At 32.0% G+C, this 16716-nt stretch carries 14 protein-coding genes; 2 read left to right on the forward strand and 12 right to left on the reverse strand.

All coding sequences use genetic code 11. From position 1 onward, the window contains the following. Positions 1 to 690: 690 nt before the first annotated feature. The 11 genes from JM83_RS15525 to JM83_RS15575 all read right to left on the reverse strand — a co-directional run bounded on the left by JM83_RS15525 (position 691) and on the right by JM83_RS15575 (position 13281). Positions 691 to 2151 (reverse strand): hypothetical protein, encoded by a 1461-nt coding sequence (locus JM83_RS15525; protein ID WP_144960845.1) that lies wholly within the window; start codon positions 2149 to 2151, stop codon positions 691 to 693. Position 2152: 1 nt separating this feature from the next. Next, positions 2153 to 2695, reverse strand: a complete 543-nt coding sequence (locus JM83_RS15530) for a hypothetical protein (RefSeq protein WP_144960847.1) — start codon at positions 2693 to 2695, stop codon at positions 2153 to 2155. A gap of 975 nt (positions 2696 to 3670) precedes the next feature. Next, positions 3671 to 4267 (reverse strand): hypothetical protein, encoded by a 597-nt coding sequence (locus JM83_RS15535; protein ID WP_144963032.1) that lies wholly within the window; start codon positions 4265 to 4267, stop codon positions 3671 to 3673. Next, on the reverse strand, positions 4264 to 4767 hold the full coding sequence (locus tag JM83_RS15540) for an RNA polymerase sigma factor (RefSeq protein WP_144963033.1): 504 nt from the start codon (positions 4765 to 4767) through the stop codon (positions 4264 to 4266). Before JM83_RS15540 ends, JM83_RS15535 begins: the two co-directional genes overlap by 4 nt. Positions 4768 to 5032: 265 nt before the next feature. Beyond that, on the reverse strand, positions 5033 to 5461 hold the full coding sequence (locus JM83_RS15545; protein WP_144963034.1) for a hypothetical protein: 429 nt from the start codon (positions 5459 to 5461) through the stop codon (positions 5033 to 5035). Positions 5462 to 7728: 2267 nt separating this feature from the next. Further along, positions 7729 to 8718, reverse strand: a complete 990-nt coding sequence (locus JM83_RS15550) for a GTP pyrophosphokinase family protein (protein WP_144963035.1) — start codon at positions 8716 to 8718, stop codon at positions 7729 to 7731. 117 nt (positions 8719 to 8835) lie between these two features. Continuing rightward, complete coding sequence (locus JM83_RS15555) at positions 8836 to 9987, reverse strand: phospholipase D-like domain-containing protein (protein WP_144960851.1); 1152 nt, start codon at positions 9985 to 9987, stop codon at positions 8836 to 8838. A gap of 181 nt (positions 9988 to 10168) precedes the next feature. Beyond that, positions 10169 to 11080 (reverse strand): DUF5655 domain-containing protein, encoded by a 912-nt coding sequence (locus JM83_RS15560; RefSeq protein WP_144963036.1) that lies wholly within the window; start codon positions 11078 to 11080, stop codon positions 10169 to 10171. 1101 nt (positions 11081 to 12181) lie between these two features. Next, positions 12182 to 12520, reverse strand: a complete 339-nt coding sequence (locus tag JM83_RS15565; protein WP_144963027.1) for a hypothetical protein — start codon at positions 12518 to 12520, stop codon at positions 12182 to 12184. A 237-nt stretch (positions 12521 to 12757) separates the two neighbouring features. After that, complete coding sequence (locus tag JM83_RS15570; RefSeq protein WP_144963037.1) at positions 12758 to 13063, reverse strand: type II toxin-antitoxin system RelE/ParE family toxin; 306 nt, start codon at positions 13061 to 13063, stop codon at positions 12758 to 12760. Further along, positions 13063 to 13281, reverse strand: coding sequence for a hypothetical protein (locus JM83_RS15575; RefSeq protein WP_144963038.1), 219 nt, complete (start codon positions 13279 to 13281; stop codon positions 13063 to 13065). Before JM83_RS15575 ends, JM83_RS15570 begins: the two co-directional genes overlap by 1 nt. A 674-nt stretch (positions 13282 to 13955) precedes the next feature. Here JM83_RS15575 and JM83_RS19610 point away from each other — a divergent pair. Both JM83_RS19610 and ltrA read left to right on the forward strand, forming a co-directional pair. Continuing rightward, a complete protein-coding gene (locus JM83_RS19610; RefSeq protein WP_261376330.1) occupies positions 13956 to 14081 on the forward strand; it encodes a hypothetical protein in 126 nt (41 codons plus the stop codon). A gap of 41 nt (positions 14082 to 14122) precedes the next feature. Then, positions 14123 to 15382, forward strand: coding sequence for a group II intron reverse transcriptase/maturase (gene ltrA, locus JM83_RS15580; RefSeq protein WP_144960768.1), 1260 nt, complete (start codon positions 14123 to 14125; stop codon positions 15380 to 15382). 56 nt (positions 15383 to 15438) lie between these two features. On the opposite strand, the gene JM83_RS15585 is transcribed toward ltrA, so the two are convergent. Continuing rightward, positions 15439 to 16518, reverse strand: a complete 1080-nt coding sequence (locus JM83_RS15585) for a type I restriction enzyme HsdR N-terminal domain-containing protein (RefSeq protein WP_144963039.1) — start codon at positions 16516 to 16518, stop codon at positions 15439 to 15441. Positions 16519 to 16716: the final 198 nt, after the last annotated feature.

The raw sequence follows: 16716 nt of genomic DNA on the forward strand, positions 1-16716 counted from the left end.
TTGCACCGCGTAGCGATCCTCGGAATATGTTGTTTTGTTGCCAGCCTTTTTAAGTCATTTTGTTCTTTTCTGAATCTTGATTTTATTTTTCACGTCCGAGCAAGAGCCAGTTTTTTAATTTTTTTGTTCTTGATTATTTTTGTCATTTTTCTCGTCTTGGTTATTGTCAGAGTGGTAAATCTAAAGCTATTCATTTTATCCATTTTTCATGCTTGAGTAAAAGTCGGAATAATAAGCTGAATGCATCTATTTTTATTTTTTTTTACGCCCGAATAAAAGTTTGCGTACAGATTTTAAAAATTCTCAAGTATTTCTTCTTCTTTTCATTTATTCTTTATCTAATCAAAATCCGCGGACTGATTTTAAGAGCATCCAATTTTCACGTTTTTCATCTTTTTAAATTTTTCCCGTAAACCTTGCGGTTGAGTGGTTTTTCTTTTAACTAAAATCTTGAAAAAGTCAACGCAACAGTTGCGGGAGATTGGTTTTTATCAATTAAAACTTCAAATATGTTCTTTACGAGATTTTGTTTCTGAGCTATGCGTTGCAACGGTCTTGTATAACGCAAGTGGCGTGGGTACGGACACGTTTTTGTCGGCTTTGTTGTTTTTTACTTGATCCCTAAAATAACACTTTTCAGCAGAATACCCGCTATTTGCTGTTATACGATGTTGGCATTTCGTTGTTTTTCTATACTCCATATATTTCAACAATTTTACCCTCTTTGTTAAATACAAATTTCACTTCACTTTTAATGTCTTTATACGTGCCAGCTTTAAGATCAAAAAATCTAAAATTGGTGTAGAGAATATATGTGGTAGGATTAACTATTTGAATTTTTTGAATGATATTTTGAGCAAATTTAGTATTGCTCCAAGCGTTTTGGTATTGTGTATAGAGTTCTTTAGAAGTTGGATAATTAGTGTTCCAATATCTTTTTAGATTACTAGAGTAGTATTGATTTATTTTTTCAAAACTTCGATTTTCCTCTGCTAAAAGGAAATCTTCAATAACTTTCTTGAAACCTAGATTATTACTGTTTCGCAAATAGAAATCAATTTCTTCTTGTTCAACTGCTTTAACATATGATAAGAAGAATACTCCATTTAATGAACTTCCCCCATCTGGTCGACCTTCATCAAAAGCAAATTTTACTCTGCGACCAGCCTTTAATAATTCAGGTAATTGTCGCATACAAGCACTACACATATTTGGACCATAACCATAATCTAGATTAAATTTTATTCTCTTGCCATTTAAACTCCCATAATTAGTTTCCCATTTCTTACCAGTTTTTATTATTTCCATAACAACATTTTCCACCATTTGATCTTCTAAATTTGAATCGGTTATAACTCCATACATAAAATCATAACCATCTGAGATTCTGGAATAGAACTCTAAATTTTCTTGGTTATATAGCATATCCATTGTATACTCGTAAAAATCATTAGGATTTTCGCTTAAAGGTGGAGGAATAGCAGATTTGTAATCTAAATTATATGCTTTTTCCCAACCTTCTTTGATTGCGCGGATTCTATCTTCCTTTTTAGGATGACTTGCTGATTCTACGTTTGATCCAAGTTTTTTAATAGCCTTAGTTGCTTGATCTAGTGAAGCTCCCATTTTATATAAAACAAAACCAGAAAAATTATCTGCTTCTAATTCTGCCTTGTGACTATCTTCCAACTCTTTTAATGTATGACCAGATAAATGATGACCAATTTCATGAGCCAAGATTGATATTGAACTCCAATAGGAATTTGTTTCTGAATCGGCAAAATCTAGAAGTCGTTTATCGTAAAGTATAAATCTTTCGTTATTAATTATGGTTGCTACAGCATTTTCAATATCTGCTTGGTAAATTTTAAAATTTAATGGAATACCAGAAAATGAAGTTATATTTTGAATTACATCAATTTCTTTCTTATCTGCTAAATAAATCTCGATCTCATCACCTTTGCTATCTTCATTATAAGAGCATCCACTTTCCAAATTTTTTATAATTCCCTTATCAGAATTTGTGGAGGGTAACTTAATACTCGTAATATTTTGATTCAAAGTTTTGTCTTTGGAAGTACGATTGTTATTACAACTAAAAACCAATATGGCAACTGTTAATAATATAAATGTGATTTTCGCTTGCTTCATATTATTCGGATTTAGATTCCAAAATTATTTTATCGGTGTTGATGTCATTAATCCCAAATTCATTTAACTTTTTGAAAAGAATATTTGCGTTTCCACTATTAATTAATTTATTTTCTTTTTGAAAAGATTTAAAATCGCAATTAAATGGTAGTTTTTTCAAAATTTCTATAAATTCTTCTTCTTTATTTTTTTCTAAAATCTTAAATCCTAAAAACCGAGTTTCAATATCCAGAGTTCTTAAAAATTGATTTCTATCTATTTTTCCCTGATAACATTCAATAATTGAGAGATCATAATCTTTGTTATTAAATATTGGGCTTTTATCAATTCTATTAAAACCGCAATAATTTATTAATTTTTCAGAAATAAATGGTATACGAAAACCAAATTGATCTAGATAATAATTGTCGAAATATCGATCTTTTTCGGTAGATAATATTTTTACCTTTATCCTGTTAGAATCCGATTCTAAAATGCGTACTGGAAAAAAATTATATTTTAAGGGATTGTATAATTCAATATAATTCCCGGATTCTAAATTCATAATGATCTGTATTTTTCTAAACAATGAATGCCAACGGTCTTGTTTAACGCAAGTGGCGTGGAATGGGGACGCGAACTTGTCGGCTTTGTTGTTTTTTCCTTGGTCTCTAAAATAACACTTTTCACTAGAATGCCCGCTATTTGCTGTTAAACGATGTTGTATTTCGTGGCGATCCTCGGAATATGTTGTTTTGTCGCCAGCCTTTTTAAGTCATTTTGTTCTTTTCTGAATTTTGATTTTATTTTTCACGTCCGAGCAAGACCCAGTTTTTTAATTTTTTTGTTCTTACTTATTTTTGTCATTTTTCACGTCTTGGTTAATGTCAGAATTGTAAATCTAAAGGTATTCATTTTTTCCATTTTTCATGCTTGAGTAAAAGTCGGAATAATAAGCTGGAGGCATCTATTTTTATTTTTTTTTACGCCCGAGTAAAAGTTTGCGTACAGATTTTAAAAATTCTCGAGTATTTCTTCTTCTTTTTATTTATTTTTTATCTAAGTCAAAATCCATACACTGATTTTAAGAGCATCCAATTTTCACATTTTTCGTTCTTTTTAATTTTCCATAAAAATTAAGCATGAGTGTTTTTTGTTTTAACTAAAATCTTAAAAAAGTCAGCGTAACAGTTGCGAATGATCGGTTTTTAAATTCAGATTTGCCGTTATTTTTTTGCGTATTTTCATTCTGAGCCATGAATTACAACGGTCTTGTTTAACGCAAGTGGCGTGGAGTAGGGACGCGAACCTGTCGGCTTAGTTGTTTGTTACTTGGTCTCTAAAATAACACTTTTCATCAAAATACCCGCTATTTGCTGTTAAACGATGTTGCCATTAGTACTTTTTACTCCTATTTTGTCTTCTCTTTTGTTTGATTGTTTCTCTTCTTGTTTTTGAAGTTGAAAAGCTCAGAATTTTTGACAATTGTTCTAAGAAGTTTTTTGAAATTTTTGAAGGTCTATATTTGGATATCATATGGCTATTGTTCTAATTTATTTATTAATTTATTAACTCTAGATATTCTTGGGGTTATTTCTTTTTTTACTCTTTTTTTATTTGTGAGATATCCATAAACTCCTATTCCGATTGTAGCTATATTTATAAAGATTAAGCCTATTATAAAGTTTTCTGGTATCTTATTCCAAATACTGATATTAAATAGTATCATAATTGGGAAAACTGGCAAAATGCCCCAATAAAAATATGTTTTAAGAAACTTTTTTTGTACTAGAAGATATTCCTTGTTTTTTTTGAGATAATTTAGGTAATTTTCTTCCAAATCGCTATGCTTAAATTTTTTAATACGTTGATATTTAATTATTAAATAAACTGCACAAATCATTATCAATGCTATTGCCATTTTTGTCAGAATGAATGGAATCTTGAATAATAAAAAAATAGATACTAAAACTCCAAATACAGCTAAAATCGATTCGGAAAGTTTTAGATAGTTCCACCATTTGTGTAAACGATTTAAACTTGATTGTAATTCAATCATTAATTTTGATTTCTCAAATTTTATACGCTCCTGATTACTGGACGATTGCCAGATTTTAATTAATTCATCTTCAATCATAATATTTCATTTATGCAGTTAAACAATTTTGATTTTATCCGCTTGATTTTTACGGCTATGTGATTTTCAGATAATCCAAGTATATCTGAAATTTCTCGGTATGCTAATCCTTCCAAGTACAGAGCAATTATTGCTTTATCTCCTTCATTCAATTTTTTGACACACTTTCTTAAAGCAATTATTTTTTCATTATTTTTTTCATTACCCTCTTCCGAACCTAAATTAGAAATAGTCATACTATCTAATCTTATAAATCGATTTTGGGTCTTTGCGTATTTAGATTTAAAACGAAGACAAACATTTAATGCTATTCTAAACATCCAAGTGGCAATAGAAGAGTTACCTTTAAATGAACTCATCGACTTCCATATGTGAACTAAAACTTCCTGAAAAAGGTCTTTCGAATCTTCACTACTAACTGAATAAATAGAGCAAATTCTATATAACTTATCCTGATTTTCTTGCAAAGCAGAAAGAAATATGGTTTTCTGTTTTTCCATTTTTAATACTTCCCTTTACTATTTTAGTTACCATAGTTTGATAAATATGACAGTTTAGTGTGTTTTTTAGTAAATAATATGATGATAAGGCTCTTATTTAGTTAGAATGGTCAGTATTAATGGCAACGGTCTTGTTTAACGCAAGTGGCGTGGAGTATGGACGCGAACTTGTCGGCTTTGTTGTTTGTTACTTGATCTCTAAAATAACACTTTTCACGAGTATGCCCGCCATTTGCTGTTAAACGATGTTGTAATGCGTTATTTTTTACGTGAAATATTCTTTAAAATATCTCAACAATTTTTTTTCCTCACTGTTAAATATCATAATTATAATTACATAGAAAATAATAGGAAACAAAAAGAAAAGTATTGGAATTTCTAAATTTAATGTCAATTGTAAAATCAACATAACAATTGGAAGCAGTAATATAATTACTAATCCATTTTTGAATTTAGTTTTTAATTTAATGTGAGTTTTATTTTTATTAAGTTCAGATGCAACTCCGTAAGCAATAATAGCGCTTTTCGCTTTTTCATTAATATCTAATGCGTAATTTGTTCCAATTGAAAAGTTCAAGCTTATTATGAATTCATTTTCGGTCAACCATTTCAAAAAGAATTTTTTTTCATCCTTTTCAAGTTTGTTTTCTCTTAACTCATTAAGACTTAAATTGACAATTAATTCTTCGTTCATAGTTTTCAAAAATAGTATTTTGTTCATTTATCAGTCTTCTTTGTTATACTTTTTAAGTCATAATTTTTTTAATTACTGATCAAAATTGACTAAAAATCAAAAACTTTTTTTGAATCAACTTAAATTCGAAATGTGAGTTAATGCATTACAACGGTCTTGTTTAACGCAAGTGGCGTGGAGTAGGGACGCGAACTTGTCGGCTTTGTTGTTTGTTACATGGTCTCTAAAATAACACTTTTCACCACAATACCCGCTATTTGCTGTTAAACGATGTTGTACCTCGTGGCGCTACGCAATTATGTTATTTTGTTGTATGCCTTTTTTATCTTATCTGAATATTCACTTTTTTTCAGGTTTGAGTAAGGGTCAGTTTCTATTTTTTGGTTCTTAATCAATTCCCCCATTTTTCAAGTCCGAGTTAAAGTCAACCTTATAAATTAAAAGCATTCAAATTATCCATTTTTTATGCTTGAGTAAAAGTCGGAATAATAATCTAAATGCCCGTTTTTTTACTTTTTTCACATCCGAGTCAAAGTCGATGAAATTATTTAATTATTTGTTCATTATTTCTATTTCTCATTTGGCTTTTTTAGATCTGAGTAAGAATCTGCGCACTGATTTTAAAGATGTTCTATTTTTAAATTTTTCATCTTTTAAAATTCTTTTTCATAAAGTCAGAGTTGAGTGAGTTTTTACCAAAATCTTAAAAAAGTCAGCGCAACAGTTGCGGGAGATTGGTTTTTTTATTTAGATTTTCAACAGTTTTTTTTTCGGTATTTTCATTCTGCGCCATGAGTTACAACGGTCTCGGTTATCGCAAGTTGCGGGAGTAAGAATGCGGATTTGTCGGCTTAGTTGTTTCCATAATTGGTCTCTAAAATAACAATTTTCAGCAAACTACCCGTTATTTGCGATGAACCGTTGTTGCATACTGGAAAAAATCCTCTAATCTTGTTTCAAAACCCAAATAAATTTTCTGAATTTACATTTTTGTCTGACGTTTTTTTATAGTTCACTTTTGTATAAATGGTTTTATTGAAACTGATTTAAAAATAAATCCTCTTTTAATTTGCTGTTTTTAAGTCTGAGTAGGAGCGAGTAGAATTTGTTTTTAAGTTCAAAATTCTCATTTTTTGTTTTTTTGATCTTTAAGAGTTGTTTTCTTAAGCTTAATTTTTCTTAAAAATAGTCGGAGTTGTTTTTGTCAATTTTCGAGAATTTCGTTTTCTAAGTTTCAAGTTTTTCTTCATTAAATATTCTATTTACGGGACAGTCGGCTTTTTTTGATCATTTACCGATAAGTTTAAATTATTTTTTTTAAGATCAGAGTCTGATTTTCATTAATCTGGATCAGAAAAGCAACTTCTCATTTTGTCAATTTTTGATTTTTAAGTTTTTTTCCGCACGTTTTTTTCTTTTTCTTTTAACGAAAATCACTCTGTTTTTTCTTGTATGCAACGGTCTTGTTTAACGCAAGTGGCGTGGAATAGGGACGCGAACTTGTCGGCTTTGTTGTTTTTTAATTGGTCTCTAAAATAACACTTTTCACCAGAATGCCCGCCATTTGCTGTTAAACGATGTTGCACCGCGTAGCGATCCTCGGAATATGTTGTTTTGTTGCCAGCCTTTTTAAGTCATTTTGTTCTTTTCCAAATCTTGATTTTATTTTTCACGTCCGAGCAAGAGCCAGTTTTTTAATTTTTTTGTTCTTGATTATTTTTGTCATTTTTCTCGTCTTGGTTATTGTCAGAGTGGTAAATCTAAAGCTATTCATTTTATCCATTTTTCATGCTTGAGTAAAAGTCGGAATAATAAGCTGAATGCATCTATTTTTATTTTTTTTTACGCCCGAATAAAAGTTTGCGTACAGATTTTAAAAATTCTCGAGTATTTCTTCTTCTTTTCATTTATTCTTTATCTAATCAAAATCCGCGGACTGATTTTAAGAGCATCCAATTTTCACGTTTTTCATCTTTTTAAATTTTTCCCGTAAACCTTGCGGTTGAGTGGTTTTTCTTTTAACTAAAATCTTGAAAAAGTCAACGCAACAGTTGCGGAAGATTGGTTTTTATCAATTAAAACTTCAAATATGTTCTTTACGAGATTTTGTTTCCGAGCTATGCGTTGCAACGGTCTTGGTTAAGGCAAGTGGCGTGGAGTAGGGACGCGTTCTTGTCGGCTTTGTTGTTTTTTACTTGGTCTCTAAAATAGCACTTTTTACCAGAATGCCCGCTATTTGCGCTTAACCGATGTTAGGCGCTGACCATTTAATCATATTTAGCATAGATGGAAAAATATAAATAAGTTATTGATATACCTCTTGGCGAAGAACCATTGCCATGTTTCTCTGGAAATGCATTCATAAATTCATCCCATGTTGAATTTTGCTCCATATAGCATTCAATAATTTCTTTTGATTTTTTCCTTAGGCTTTTATTTAATTCACCAATAGAATTTAATCCTAATTTCTGAACATGATTCAGATTTTTTTCAGTTATAGAGTCTCTATTGAAATGTAAATTATTATTTGATAAATCAGCAATTTTCTTATCTAATATGTTACATATATCCGACTCTAAAACAAATGCCTGCAAATTTTCCACATTTATAGGCAAGTCGCGATAATCATTTACTCCTTGTGGAATTATTTCTTTTTGACTTTTTACTGTTCCTTTTCTTAAATAATAAAATTCCTGATCAGCTAATTCCAATAAAGCTGATATTCTAAAAAGCTTACGTTTATGTTTTTTAGAAACACTATTATCTGACTTATAGTCTATTTTATGTGAAGTTTCAGCCCAGGCATGTTGAAGTAATGTGCGCACTTGAATTTCAGCTATTAAATTTGAAAATTTGTCATTATTACTAAGAAAACTGACCTCTTTCGCTCCATGGACTATATAGTGAATCGAAGAATAACCAAATTCTGATTCTTTAACGGGTTCATTTTTATTTGTATTATGATTATCAATATTGAACTTATCCTCAATCTGTCTACATATGTATGGAATTTCGCTTAAATATGTTGTTACGATTCGAATTCCAACAATGTCTGTAATATCATTTAATTTTTTATACTTATCATTTGATTGAAATTTTAAAATTAAACTGGTTGGATCCTTTAATCTCTTATTAATAAGTTGAATATTTAAATCGGGATATTTCAATACTACTTTCAAATCATTTACTAGAGCTTCTGCAAACTCTTCATAAAGTTTTATGGATTTCTGATATTCTTCTTGAATTGAATTTTTCATAGGGTTTGCGCCTAACGGTCTTGGTTAAGGCAAGTAGCGTGGAGTAGGGTCTCGTACTTGTCGGCTTAGTTGCTTTTTACTTGGTGTCTAAAATAGCACTTTTCACCAGAATACCCGCTATTTGCGCTTAACCGATGTTGCCAACTGGCTTTTTTCAGATGTTTCCTCATTTCCAATGACGTATAAGTAATAATCCAAAACTGCCAAGTCCTCTATTAAAGTTTCTTCGCTTATTTCCTTCAACACTTTTATAGTTATTTTATACTTCTCACCTTTGGATAAACCTTTAGGTAATTCAATTCCGAATTTTTGTAAAGCCAACGTAGATTTATCATTTTTAACATAGTAGTCATTTGAATTGTGAATTATCAAAATCTTTGAAATCAAACCTTCGCCGATTCCCCTAATTTTAAGTTTCCCTTCCAATGCTGAATTATATCGAAGAGCTAAATCAATTTTATCATCACAAAGCATTATCAACAATTCTCTGAATTTTGTAATCTCTCTTTTTATTGTCGGTTTTGGGATTGAAATTAAATGTCCTAAATCCCAAATTTTGAAAAACCAGTCGACATCGATATTTTTGAAATTCGGGTAATCTATTGAGCGACGTAACTCTTTAATTGCTTTTTTTCGGTCAGAAACAATTGTTTTGTAGTCCTTACTTTTCTTATATGATTTTAAAACCTTAATAAATTCTCTTCTTTCAATAAAAGTCGCTTCAACTTCTTTTTTAAGATCTCTCTTTTCTTTTTTTGCGATTTTCTCGTCTTCTTTTTTTCTTCTTAATCGCTCATCATAATCCGCTTGATATTTAGCAAGAAATTTTAAAGTCAAAGGTTTCCCTAAATCAAAAATTTTCTCGAACCAATTTTTTAAATCCTCACACGTTTGACTTTCTTTTGTCATTAATGAAAGTTCAACATTGGAATTCAATCCTCCATTTGTACAATTTGCAGAACCAATAAATGCTGTAAAGTCGTATTTATATTTTGATAGATAGAGTTTAGGATGAAAGTATTGTTTGTCCGTATGAATGCGCACGTTAAATTCCGAAGTCAATTGTAGTTCGTATAATTTTCGTAATGCTTTAGGGTCAGTTGGTAAATCAATACCAACTAAAAAATTCTTTTTGCAATTTTCTTTCAGGCTATCCAAAACTAACTCCAATCCGCTATTATTTAGTAAAGCTACAGCTACCCAAATTTCATCTGCTTTTTTAAATTCCGATTTTATTTTAGTTGAAAGTTGGGTAATTACTTTTGTCATTTAGATAGATTATTGGATTTCTTGTTTTTTTTTTTAGCTTGTTGGCAACGGTCTTGTTTAACGCAAGTGGCGTGGAGTTAGGACGCGAACTTGTCGGCTTTGTTGTTTTTTACTTGGTCTCTAAAATAACACTTTTCACTGGAATGCCCGCTATTTGCTGTTAAACGATGTTGGCATTTCGTTACTTCTTATTTCTATTTATTGACTGTTTAATTAAACTCAAAATATATTCAAAATTTTCATCCGAACTTATTTGCAATTCATAATCTCCATTTCCCCAATGGCCTGTAGAAGAAACATCTCTTGTTATCTGTTTTGGATCATCTAGTTCTCCGATTGTCATATTTATCCACATCTTAAGTGCTTTTTTCTGTGGATGTATATCAATAACATTTCTACCAGTAACAAAAGCTATATATTTCTTTTTAGGTTTCACTTCAATCTCATCGAAATTAAGAATGGCATTTTTCATTTTATCGTATAATTCCTTAATCTCTTCTGATACATTTTCTAAATGTTCTTCCTCAGAGTAAACTTTGATTTCTTTTGCAACTTTGTCAATCGTTTGATCAGTTTTGGATATAGTTTTTATACTTTCTTGTGCTCCAGCTTTTTGGATTTGGTCATAAGAAACTGAATTATTCTCATATCTTTTAACTTCCCATAATTCAATAGGCAAGTCTTTAAAATTTATGGCTTCTCTTTGATAATTAGTGAATTTCGGTGATACGAAAATCACTCTAGATTGTGACCAATCAACATCATTCCTTTTTAAAGTTTTATTTTGACTTTCATTAAATTCTAAAATAAAATCTGCTTTATTATTGAGCATTAGAGCCAAATAAGCATAGCCCTGGTCAATTACACTAAAATTCTGATTTCTTTTGTATTCTAATATTACGAATGAATTTGATTCAAAATCAAACGCAAGAGTATCGATTCTAAAATTGTTTAAGGCAAATTCTGATTTGACTATCTCAAGATCAAATATAGTTTTCAGATTATTTTCTGTTAACTCCTGTATTTCCTTTTCAAGTTTAAAAGCTTTTTCCTTAATATACTCCAAGGATTTGTCGATTTTGTACAATGCCATTTAGTTGCTGTATTTAATGAATGCCAACGGTCTTGTTTAACGCAAGTGGCGTGGGGTAAGGACGCGAACTTGTCGGCTTTGTTGTTTTTTCCTTGGTCTCTAAAATAACACTTTTCACTAGAATGCCCGCTATTTGCTGTTAAACGATGTTGTATTTCGTGGCGATCCTCGGAATATGTTGTTTTGTCGCCAGCCTTTTTAAGTCATTTTGTTCTTTTCTGAATTTTGATTTTATTTTTCACGTCCGAGCAAGACCCAGTTTTTTAATTTTTTTGTTCTTACTTATTTTTGTCATTTTTCACGTCTTGGTTAATGTCAGAATTGTAAATCTAAAGGTATTCATTTTTTCCATTTTTCATGCTTGAGTAAAAGTCGGAATAATAAGCTGGAGGCATCTATTTTTATTTTTTTTTACGCCCGAGTAAAAGTTTGCGTACAGATTTTAAAAATTCTCGAGTATTTCTTCTTCTTTTCATTTATTTTTTATCTAATCAAAATCCGCGGACTGATTTTAAGAGCATCCAATTTTCACATTTTTCGTTCTTTTTAATTTTCCATAAAAATTAAGCATGAGTGTTTTTTGTTTTAACTAAAATCTTAAAAAAGTCAGCGTAACAGTTGCGAATGATCGGTTTTTAAATTCAGATTTGCCGTTATTTTTTTTGCGTATTTTCATTCTGAGCCATGAATTACAACGGTCTTGTTTAACGCAAGTGGCGTGGAGTAAGTACGCGAACTTGTCGGTTTTGTTGTTTGTTACTTGGTCTCTAAAATAACACTTTTCAATCGAATGCCCGCTATTTGCTGTTAAACGATGTTGTGCACAGTACAATTGAAATTAATTATTTCTTTATATAACTATGAAAATGCATCAAAATTTTATATTGCATTATAAGTAATTTGATTTTTGGATAGTCATATTATTTGGATATCAGAATTAATTTTACAATAAAGTCTTAACAGAGCAATTTTTATACTGTTTTGAGTTGAAAATAAATAAGTGGACAAATCTAATCTGATTTGCCCACTTGTTGTAGATCTTTTGAATGATAAATATTTAAAATTTTTATACGTGTTACAAATCAATTTTTTTTATCATTTCTATTGCTCCGTTATAATTATTGGTTCTTGCTCTGTAATTTCTATTACTGCATTATGTGATCTTTGTTCAGTAATGGTTATTGGCTCTTGTTCTACGATTTCTATTATTGCCTCGTTTGATTTCTGTTTAGTATAAGTTATTGGCTGTTGTTCTACAATCTCAATTACTTCGTAATTTGATTTCTGCTCAGTAATAGTTATTGGTTCTTGCTCTACGATTTCAATTGCTACATTATTTAATTTCTGTTCAGTAATAATGTTTTCGTTAGAATCAACGTTCTCCGAACACGAGTAAAGTAAAAATCCAAGTAATGCTAAAAAAATTGTTTGCTTTTTCATAATTTATTGATTTTTAAAGCAATATAATAAAATTATCTCAATTAGTATATGTTTTAGTTAAGTTATTGAATGGAGCATTTTGTTTATGTATTGTGCACAACGTTTTTGTATATGGGCTGTGGCGTGCCTCGGCACAGGCCTTTCCTGATAAAGACCGGCTTTGGAAAATCCGTAGGATTTTCCAAGTGTGGACTGACCTAGCCATAGCTTATATGCGGTGTTGGGCTTTCGTACTTTTTAATCGATGTCTTTTTTTAACTTAATAGGATTTTGTCGTGTGTCAAAAATCGTAATTATTTCTATTTCTTTTCGTTCAGCTATTATTCTATAGAAAAATGTCGTTTGCTTTGTTACAACACATTTATAAAGATTTTTAAATTCCGATGATTTTGGACAACTATCAGGTTGATTTGATATTTGTTTAATTTTATCGTTTAGTTTTGAGATAAACTTGTCACGAGTTTTTAAGTTCCACTCTTCCAATAAATATTCGGATAGCTTTAGAAGTTTTGATTCGGCAAGTTCGGATAAGAATACTTTCATTAAGAAATTTTCTTTAGGAATGACTTGTAGGAAACCCTTTTCCCTTTATCCAATTCCTCAATACCTTGTTTTATTTCAGATTGTTCAGATAAAGACAATTCGTCCCAAAAATCTACTTTTTCTTTTTTCACAAAGTCAGCTACTCTTTGGATGAAATCAGTGTTTTCAGTCTCCAAAATTGTTTTGAGTAGTTCAAGTTTTGTTGTTTGAATATCCATTTAAAATTTCTTTTAATCAAATGTACAAAAAATATGATTTAGTTCGATTTTTTGTCAGTATGAAGCCCAACGTTTTTGTATATGAGCTGTGGCGTGTTTCGGCACGAACCTTTCCAGATAAAAACCGGCTTTGGGAAATCCGCAGGATTTTCCAAGTAGGCAACGACCAAGCCATAGCTTATATACGGTGTTGTAGTGCGTTGTGTGTCCTGTGTTGCTTCGGGATACAATTTAAGTAAAATTGAGGAGCAACAAAACTGTAATTGAGATGAGAGTCTCATAATTTTCTGGAAACGACCCCGGCATTTGTTTCGGGTGGAAACACGCAAGAAGATTTTGGGGATTGGTCTCTCGGCTGGGATGTTTAGGCATACCGGTCAAACCGCCTTATGGGGCTTACCTTTCACGGGTTGGTCTTGAGCGATAAGGTCAAAGGCGCTACTGCCACTTGTAGGGTAATGTAGTTTGCTATGGTGGGGGTAAAGAAGCTGAACGAGATGTGAGTGAACCCTTGTAGAAGTGTCGTAAACAACTTTAGTATTGTCAAAATCGAGGGATGGGCGGTCCCGAGAGACAGGACTTGACGGGAGTAACCTATTTACTGGTCAAGTGGCAATCGGCATAAAGAGGGCAGGAGCTTTACTTACGGCTCAATTACGGAACAGGAGAAGCTAATGGCAGGTGCGAAAATTCCACAACCCCGAAGGGCAAGGAAGAAATTAGCCATACGTGCCATTAGTGACGGATTATCCCGTAGTAGCGATGAGCATCCTGTAATGGGATGGGAGCGAAGGGGCTGACTTAACAGTTTTAACTTGTATTACAACTAATGTAGATTAGGATGATTTTCAAAGAGAAACAAAAGTCGCAACCGATAGATAAGCGACAGGTAATGGAAGCCTTTAAGAAGGTACGCAGTAACAAGGGTGCATCGGGTGTCGATAAAGTATCGATTTCCGAAGTGTCCGCTCGCCCTATGAAATACCTTTATCCCGTATGGAACAGGTTAGCGAGTGGAAGTTACTTTCCCAAGCCCGTTCGCGAAGTAGAAATACCCAAAGCAGATGGCAGGATACGGAAACTGGGCATCCCGACGGTACAAGACCGAACGGCTCAAATGGTAATTAGAGAGGAGCTGGAGCAGCTTGCAGATAAGCGGTTCAGCAAAAGTTCCTTTGGCTATCGACCGAACAAATCGGCGCACCAAGCCATAAAGCAATGCAGGGAAAACTGTATGGCGATGGATTGGGCAATAGATTTGGACATCAAGAGTTTTTTTGATGAGATAGACCACGATTTAATGCTCAAAGCATTGGGTCACTTTACCAAAGAGAAGCACATTCACTTGTACGTGACACGTTGGTTAAAAGCCAGTGTCCAAAAGAAAGATGGGAGTGTTCATCCCCGTAGCAAAGGCACACCACAGGGAGGTGTTATAAGCCCATTATTGGCAAACATTTTCCTAGACGTTGTTTTTGACAAATGGATTGAACAGCACCATCCCGAAGTAAAGTTTGAACGATATGCAGATGATATTATCATCCATTGTGCAAACTTCAAACAAGCCCTGCGGACTTTGGAAGCGGTAAAAGCCAGATTTGAGCAATGCAAGTTGCAGATAAAGAAAGGCAAGAGCAATATTGTTTATTGCAAGCGCAACCAAAAGAAGCACCCACCGTTCAAGGTCCACTATGTAACCTTCAGTTTTTTAGGTTTTACATTCAAACCAAGAATGGTAAAGGGCTACTACGGGAACTTTCATTTGGGTTTCACGCCCGCCATCAGCCGCCAAAGTCAAAAGCGAATCAATCAAACCTTGTTCAAGATGAAACTGCACCGTATGGTTCACTTGCGCCTGCCCGATTTGGCAGGCATTATAGCGAACAAAGTACGAGGGTGGATTCATTATTACGGCAAGGTGCGAATGAGCGAACTACATTATGTGTTCCGCTTTTTGAATATGCGACTGGCTAAATGGGTACGCAACAAATATCGGCGATTTAGGCGTAAACATTGGTTCTTTGCCTACAAATGGTTACAGGAGACTGCCAAGCAGTTTCCCAATCTATTTGTGCATTGGCAATATGGTTTTACGCCTTAGACTTGTTAAGAAGAGCCGTATGATGTGAGAGCATCACGTACGGTTCTGAGAGAGGTTTAGGGGTGCAATTCCCCTTTACCTACTCGACATTGTTTTTTCATTTTCTTTAGCCATTCCTCATAATATGGTCTGTCATTATTAGCAGGAACCTCATACCATTGGGAAGTGACAAAAAATATTTCGCCATTTATTTGATATGGATTTTTCCAATATCTAACTCTTTCGTAATAGGTAGAGTTTTCTTTAGCCAAAAAAGGAAATTGAATATCAAATGTCATTTTTGAATAATCTGCTCTTTGTAATCTTTCAATTTCATTTCTGTCAATTAAATTGTTTTTTACTAATTCGTTAAATGTTTTTCGTACATATTTTCCAATTGGAAGCTTTCCATCAAATTCATTGAAATTTTCAATTGAACTGTATCTTTTCGTTCTTCTTTTTTCGTAACTTTCTACAGGAATTATTTTGTTTTTATTCTCAATTTTAACTTCCAATACTTTGAGTGCTTTTTTAATTGTCTTTTCTTTATATTCTTTTAGAAGTTCTGTTTTTAAATAGTCAATTATTTTTTCATTATAATTTTGAGAAAGTAATTCGTTTTTTAGTCTTTTAAAATCTTCTATTTCTTTTAATTGTTGAATTTTTTCTTGTGCGTGATTTTCGATATTTTGTTTGTTGTAATTTTCTTTTGTAAATAATTCCACAAACTTTAAACCTTTTTCATTGTCTCTTTTAAATTCAATTTCGTCGATTAAGACAATTCCACTTTTGTTAAAAAATTTGCCGTCTAAAAATAGCTGTAATTTATTACCAATTAGAATCCCTAATTCAACTCTCGTAATTCCCATAAATGACGAGAGTTGCCCTTTGTAAGTAGAATTGTTAATTTCGAGAGAAGGTTTTTTAACTTCTACAACGAAAAGATTTCCTTTATCTTCTGATTTCAAAATTAAATCTGGAACAATTCTATTTGAAGCTCCTAATTGAATACTTTTCCGCACCACAATTTCATTATAAAATTGACTCCACCCTAATTTTTCAAATGCCTGAACTACTTTTAATTCAAATAACTGTTCACTAGTATTTGAAGGTAAATTTTCAGATAGTATGTAACATAGTTCATTCCATTTTTCCATATTGAATTTTTATTTTTTGTAGGATGTTTCTTGCATTGTCTAATGCACTACAACGGTCTTGTTTAACGCAAGTGGCGTGGAATGGGGACGCGAACTTGTCGGCTTTGTTGTTTTTTAATTGATCTCTAAAATAACACTTTTCACCAGAATGCCCGCTATTTGCTGTTAAACGATGTTGCCCACAGTGGTTTTTGCGTA

This window comes from Gillisia sp. Hel_I_86, from assembly GCF_007827275.1.
Classification (GTDB): domain Bacteria; phylum Bacteroidota; class Bacteroidia; order Flavobacteriales; family Flavobacteriaceae; genus Gillisia.

Bases quoted from the DNA above. Each gene is read 5' to 3' on its own strand.
- JM83_RS15525 (WP_144960845.1), bottom strand. From the start codon at position 2,151: ATGAAGCAAGCGAAAATCACATTTATATTATTAACAGTTGCCATATTG.
- JM83_RS15530 (WP_144960847.1), bottom strand. From the start codon at position 2,695: ATGAATTTAGAATCCGGGAATTATATTGAATTATACAATCCCTTAAAA.
- JM83_RS15535 (WP_144963032.1), bottom strand. From the start codon at position 4,267: ATGATTGAAGATGAATTAATTAAAATCTGGCAATCGTCCAGTAATCAG.
- JM83_RS15540 (WP_144963033.1), bottom strand. From the start codon at position 4,767: ATGGAAAAACAGAAAACCATATTTCTTTCTGCTTTGCAAGAAAATCAG.
- JM83_RS15545 (WP_144963034.1), bottom strand. From the start codon at position 5,461: ATGAACGAAGAATTAATTGTCAATTTAAGTCTTAATGAGTTAAGAGAA.
- JM83_RS15550 (WP_144963035.1), bottom strand. From the start codon at position 8,718: ATGAAAAATTCAATTCAAGAAGAATATCAGAAATCCATAAAACTTTAT.
- JM83_RS15555 (WP_144960851.1), bottom strand. From the start codon at position 9,987: ATGACAAAAGTAATTACCCAACTTTCAACTAAAATAAAATCGGAATTT.
- JM83_RS15560 (WP_144963036.1), bottom strand. From the start codon at position 11,080: ATGGCATTGTACAAAATCGACAAATCCTTGGAGTATATTAAGGAAAAA.
- JM83_RS15565 (WP_144963027.1), bottom strand. From the start codon at position 12,520: ATGAAAAAGCAAACAATTTTTTTAGCATTACTTGGATTTTTACTTTAC.
- JM83_RS15570 (WP_144963037.1), bottom strand. From the start codon at position 13,063: ATGAAAGTATTCTTATCCGAACTTGCCGAATCAAAACTTCTAAAGCTA.
- JM83_RS15575 (WP_144963038.1), bottom strand. From the start codon at position 13,281: ATGGATATTCAAACAACAAAACTTGAACTACTCAAAACAATTTTGGAG.
- JM83_RS19610 (WP_261376330.1), top strand. From the start codon at position 13,956: ATGGCAGGTGCGAAAATTCCACAACCCCGAAGGGCAAGGAAGAAATTA.
- ltrA (WP_144960768.1), top strand. From the start codon at position 14,123: ATGATTTTCAAAGAGAAACAAAAGTCGCAACCGATAGATAAGCGACAG.
- JM83_RS15585 (WP_144963039.1), bottom strand. From the start codon at position 16,518: ATGGAAAAATGGAATGAACTATGTTACATACTATCTGAAAATTTACCT.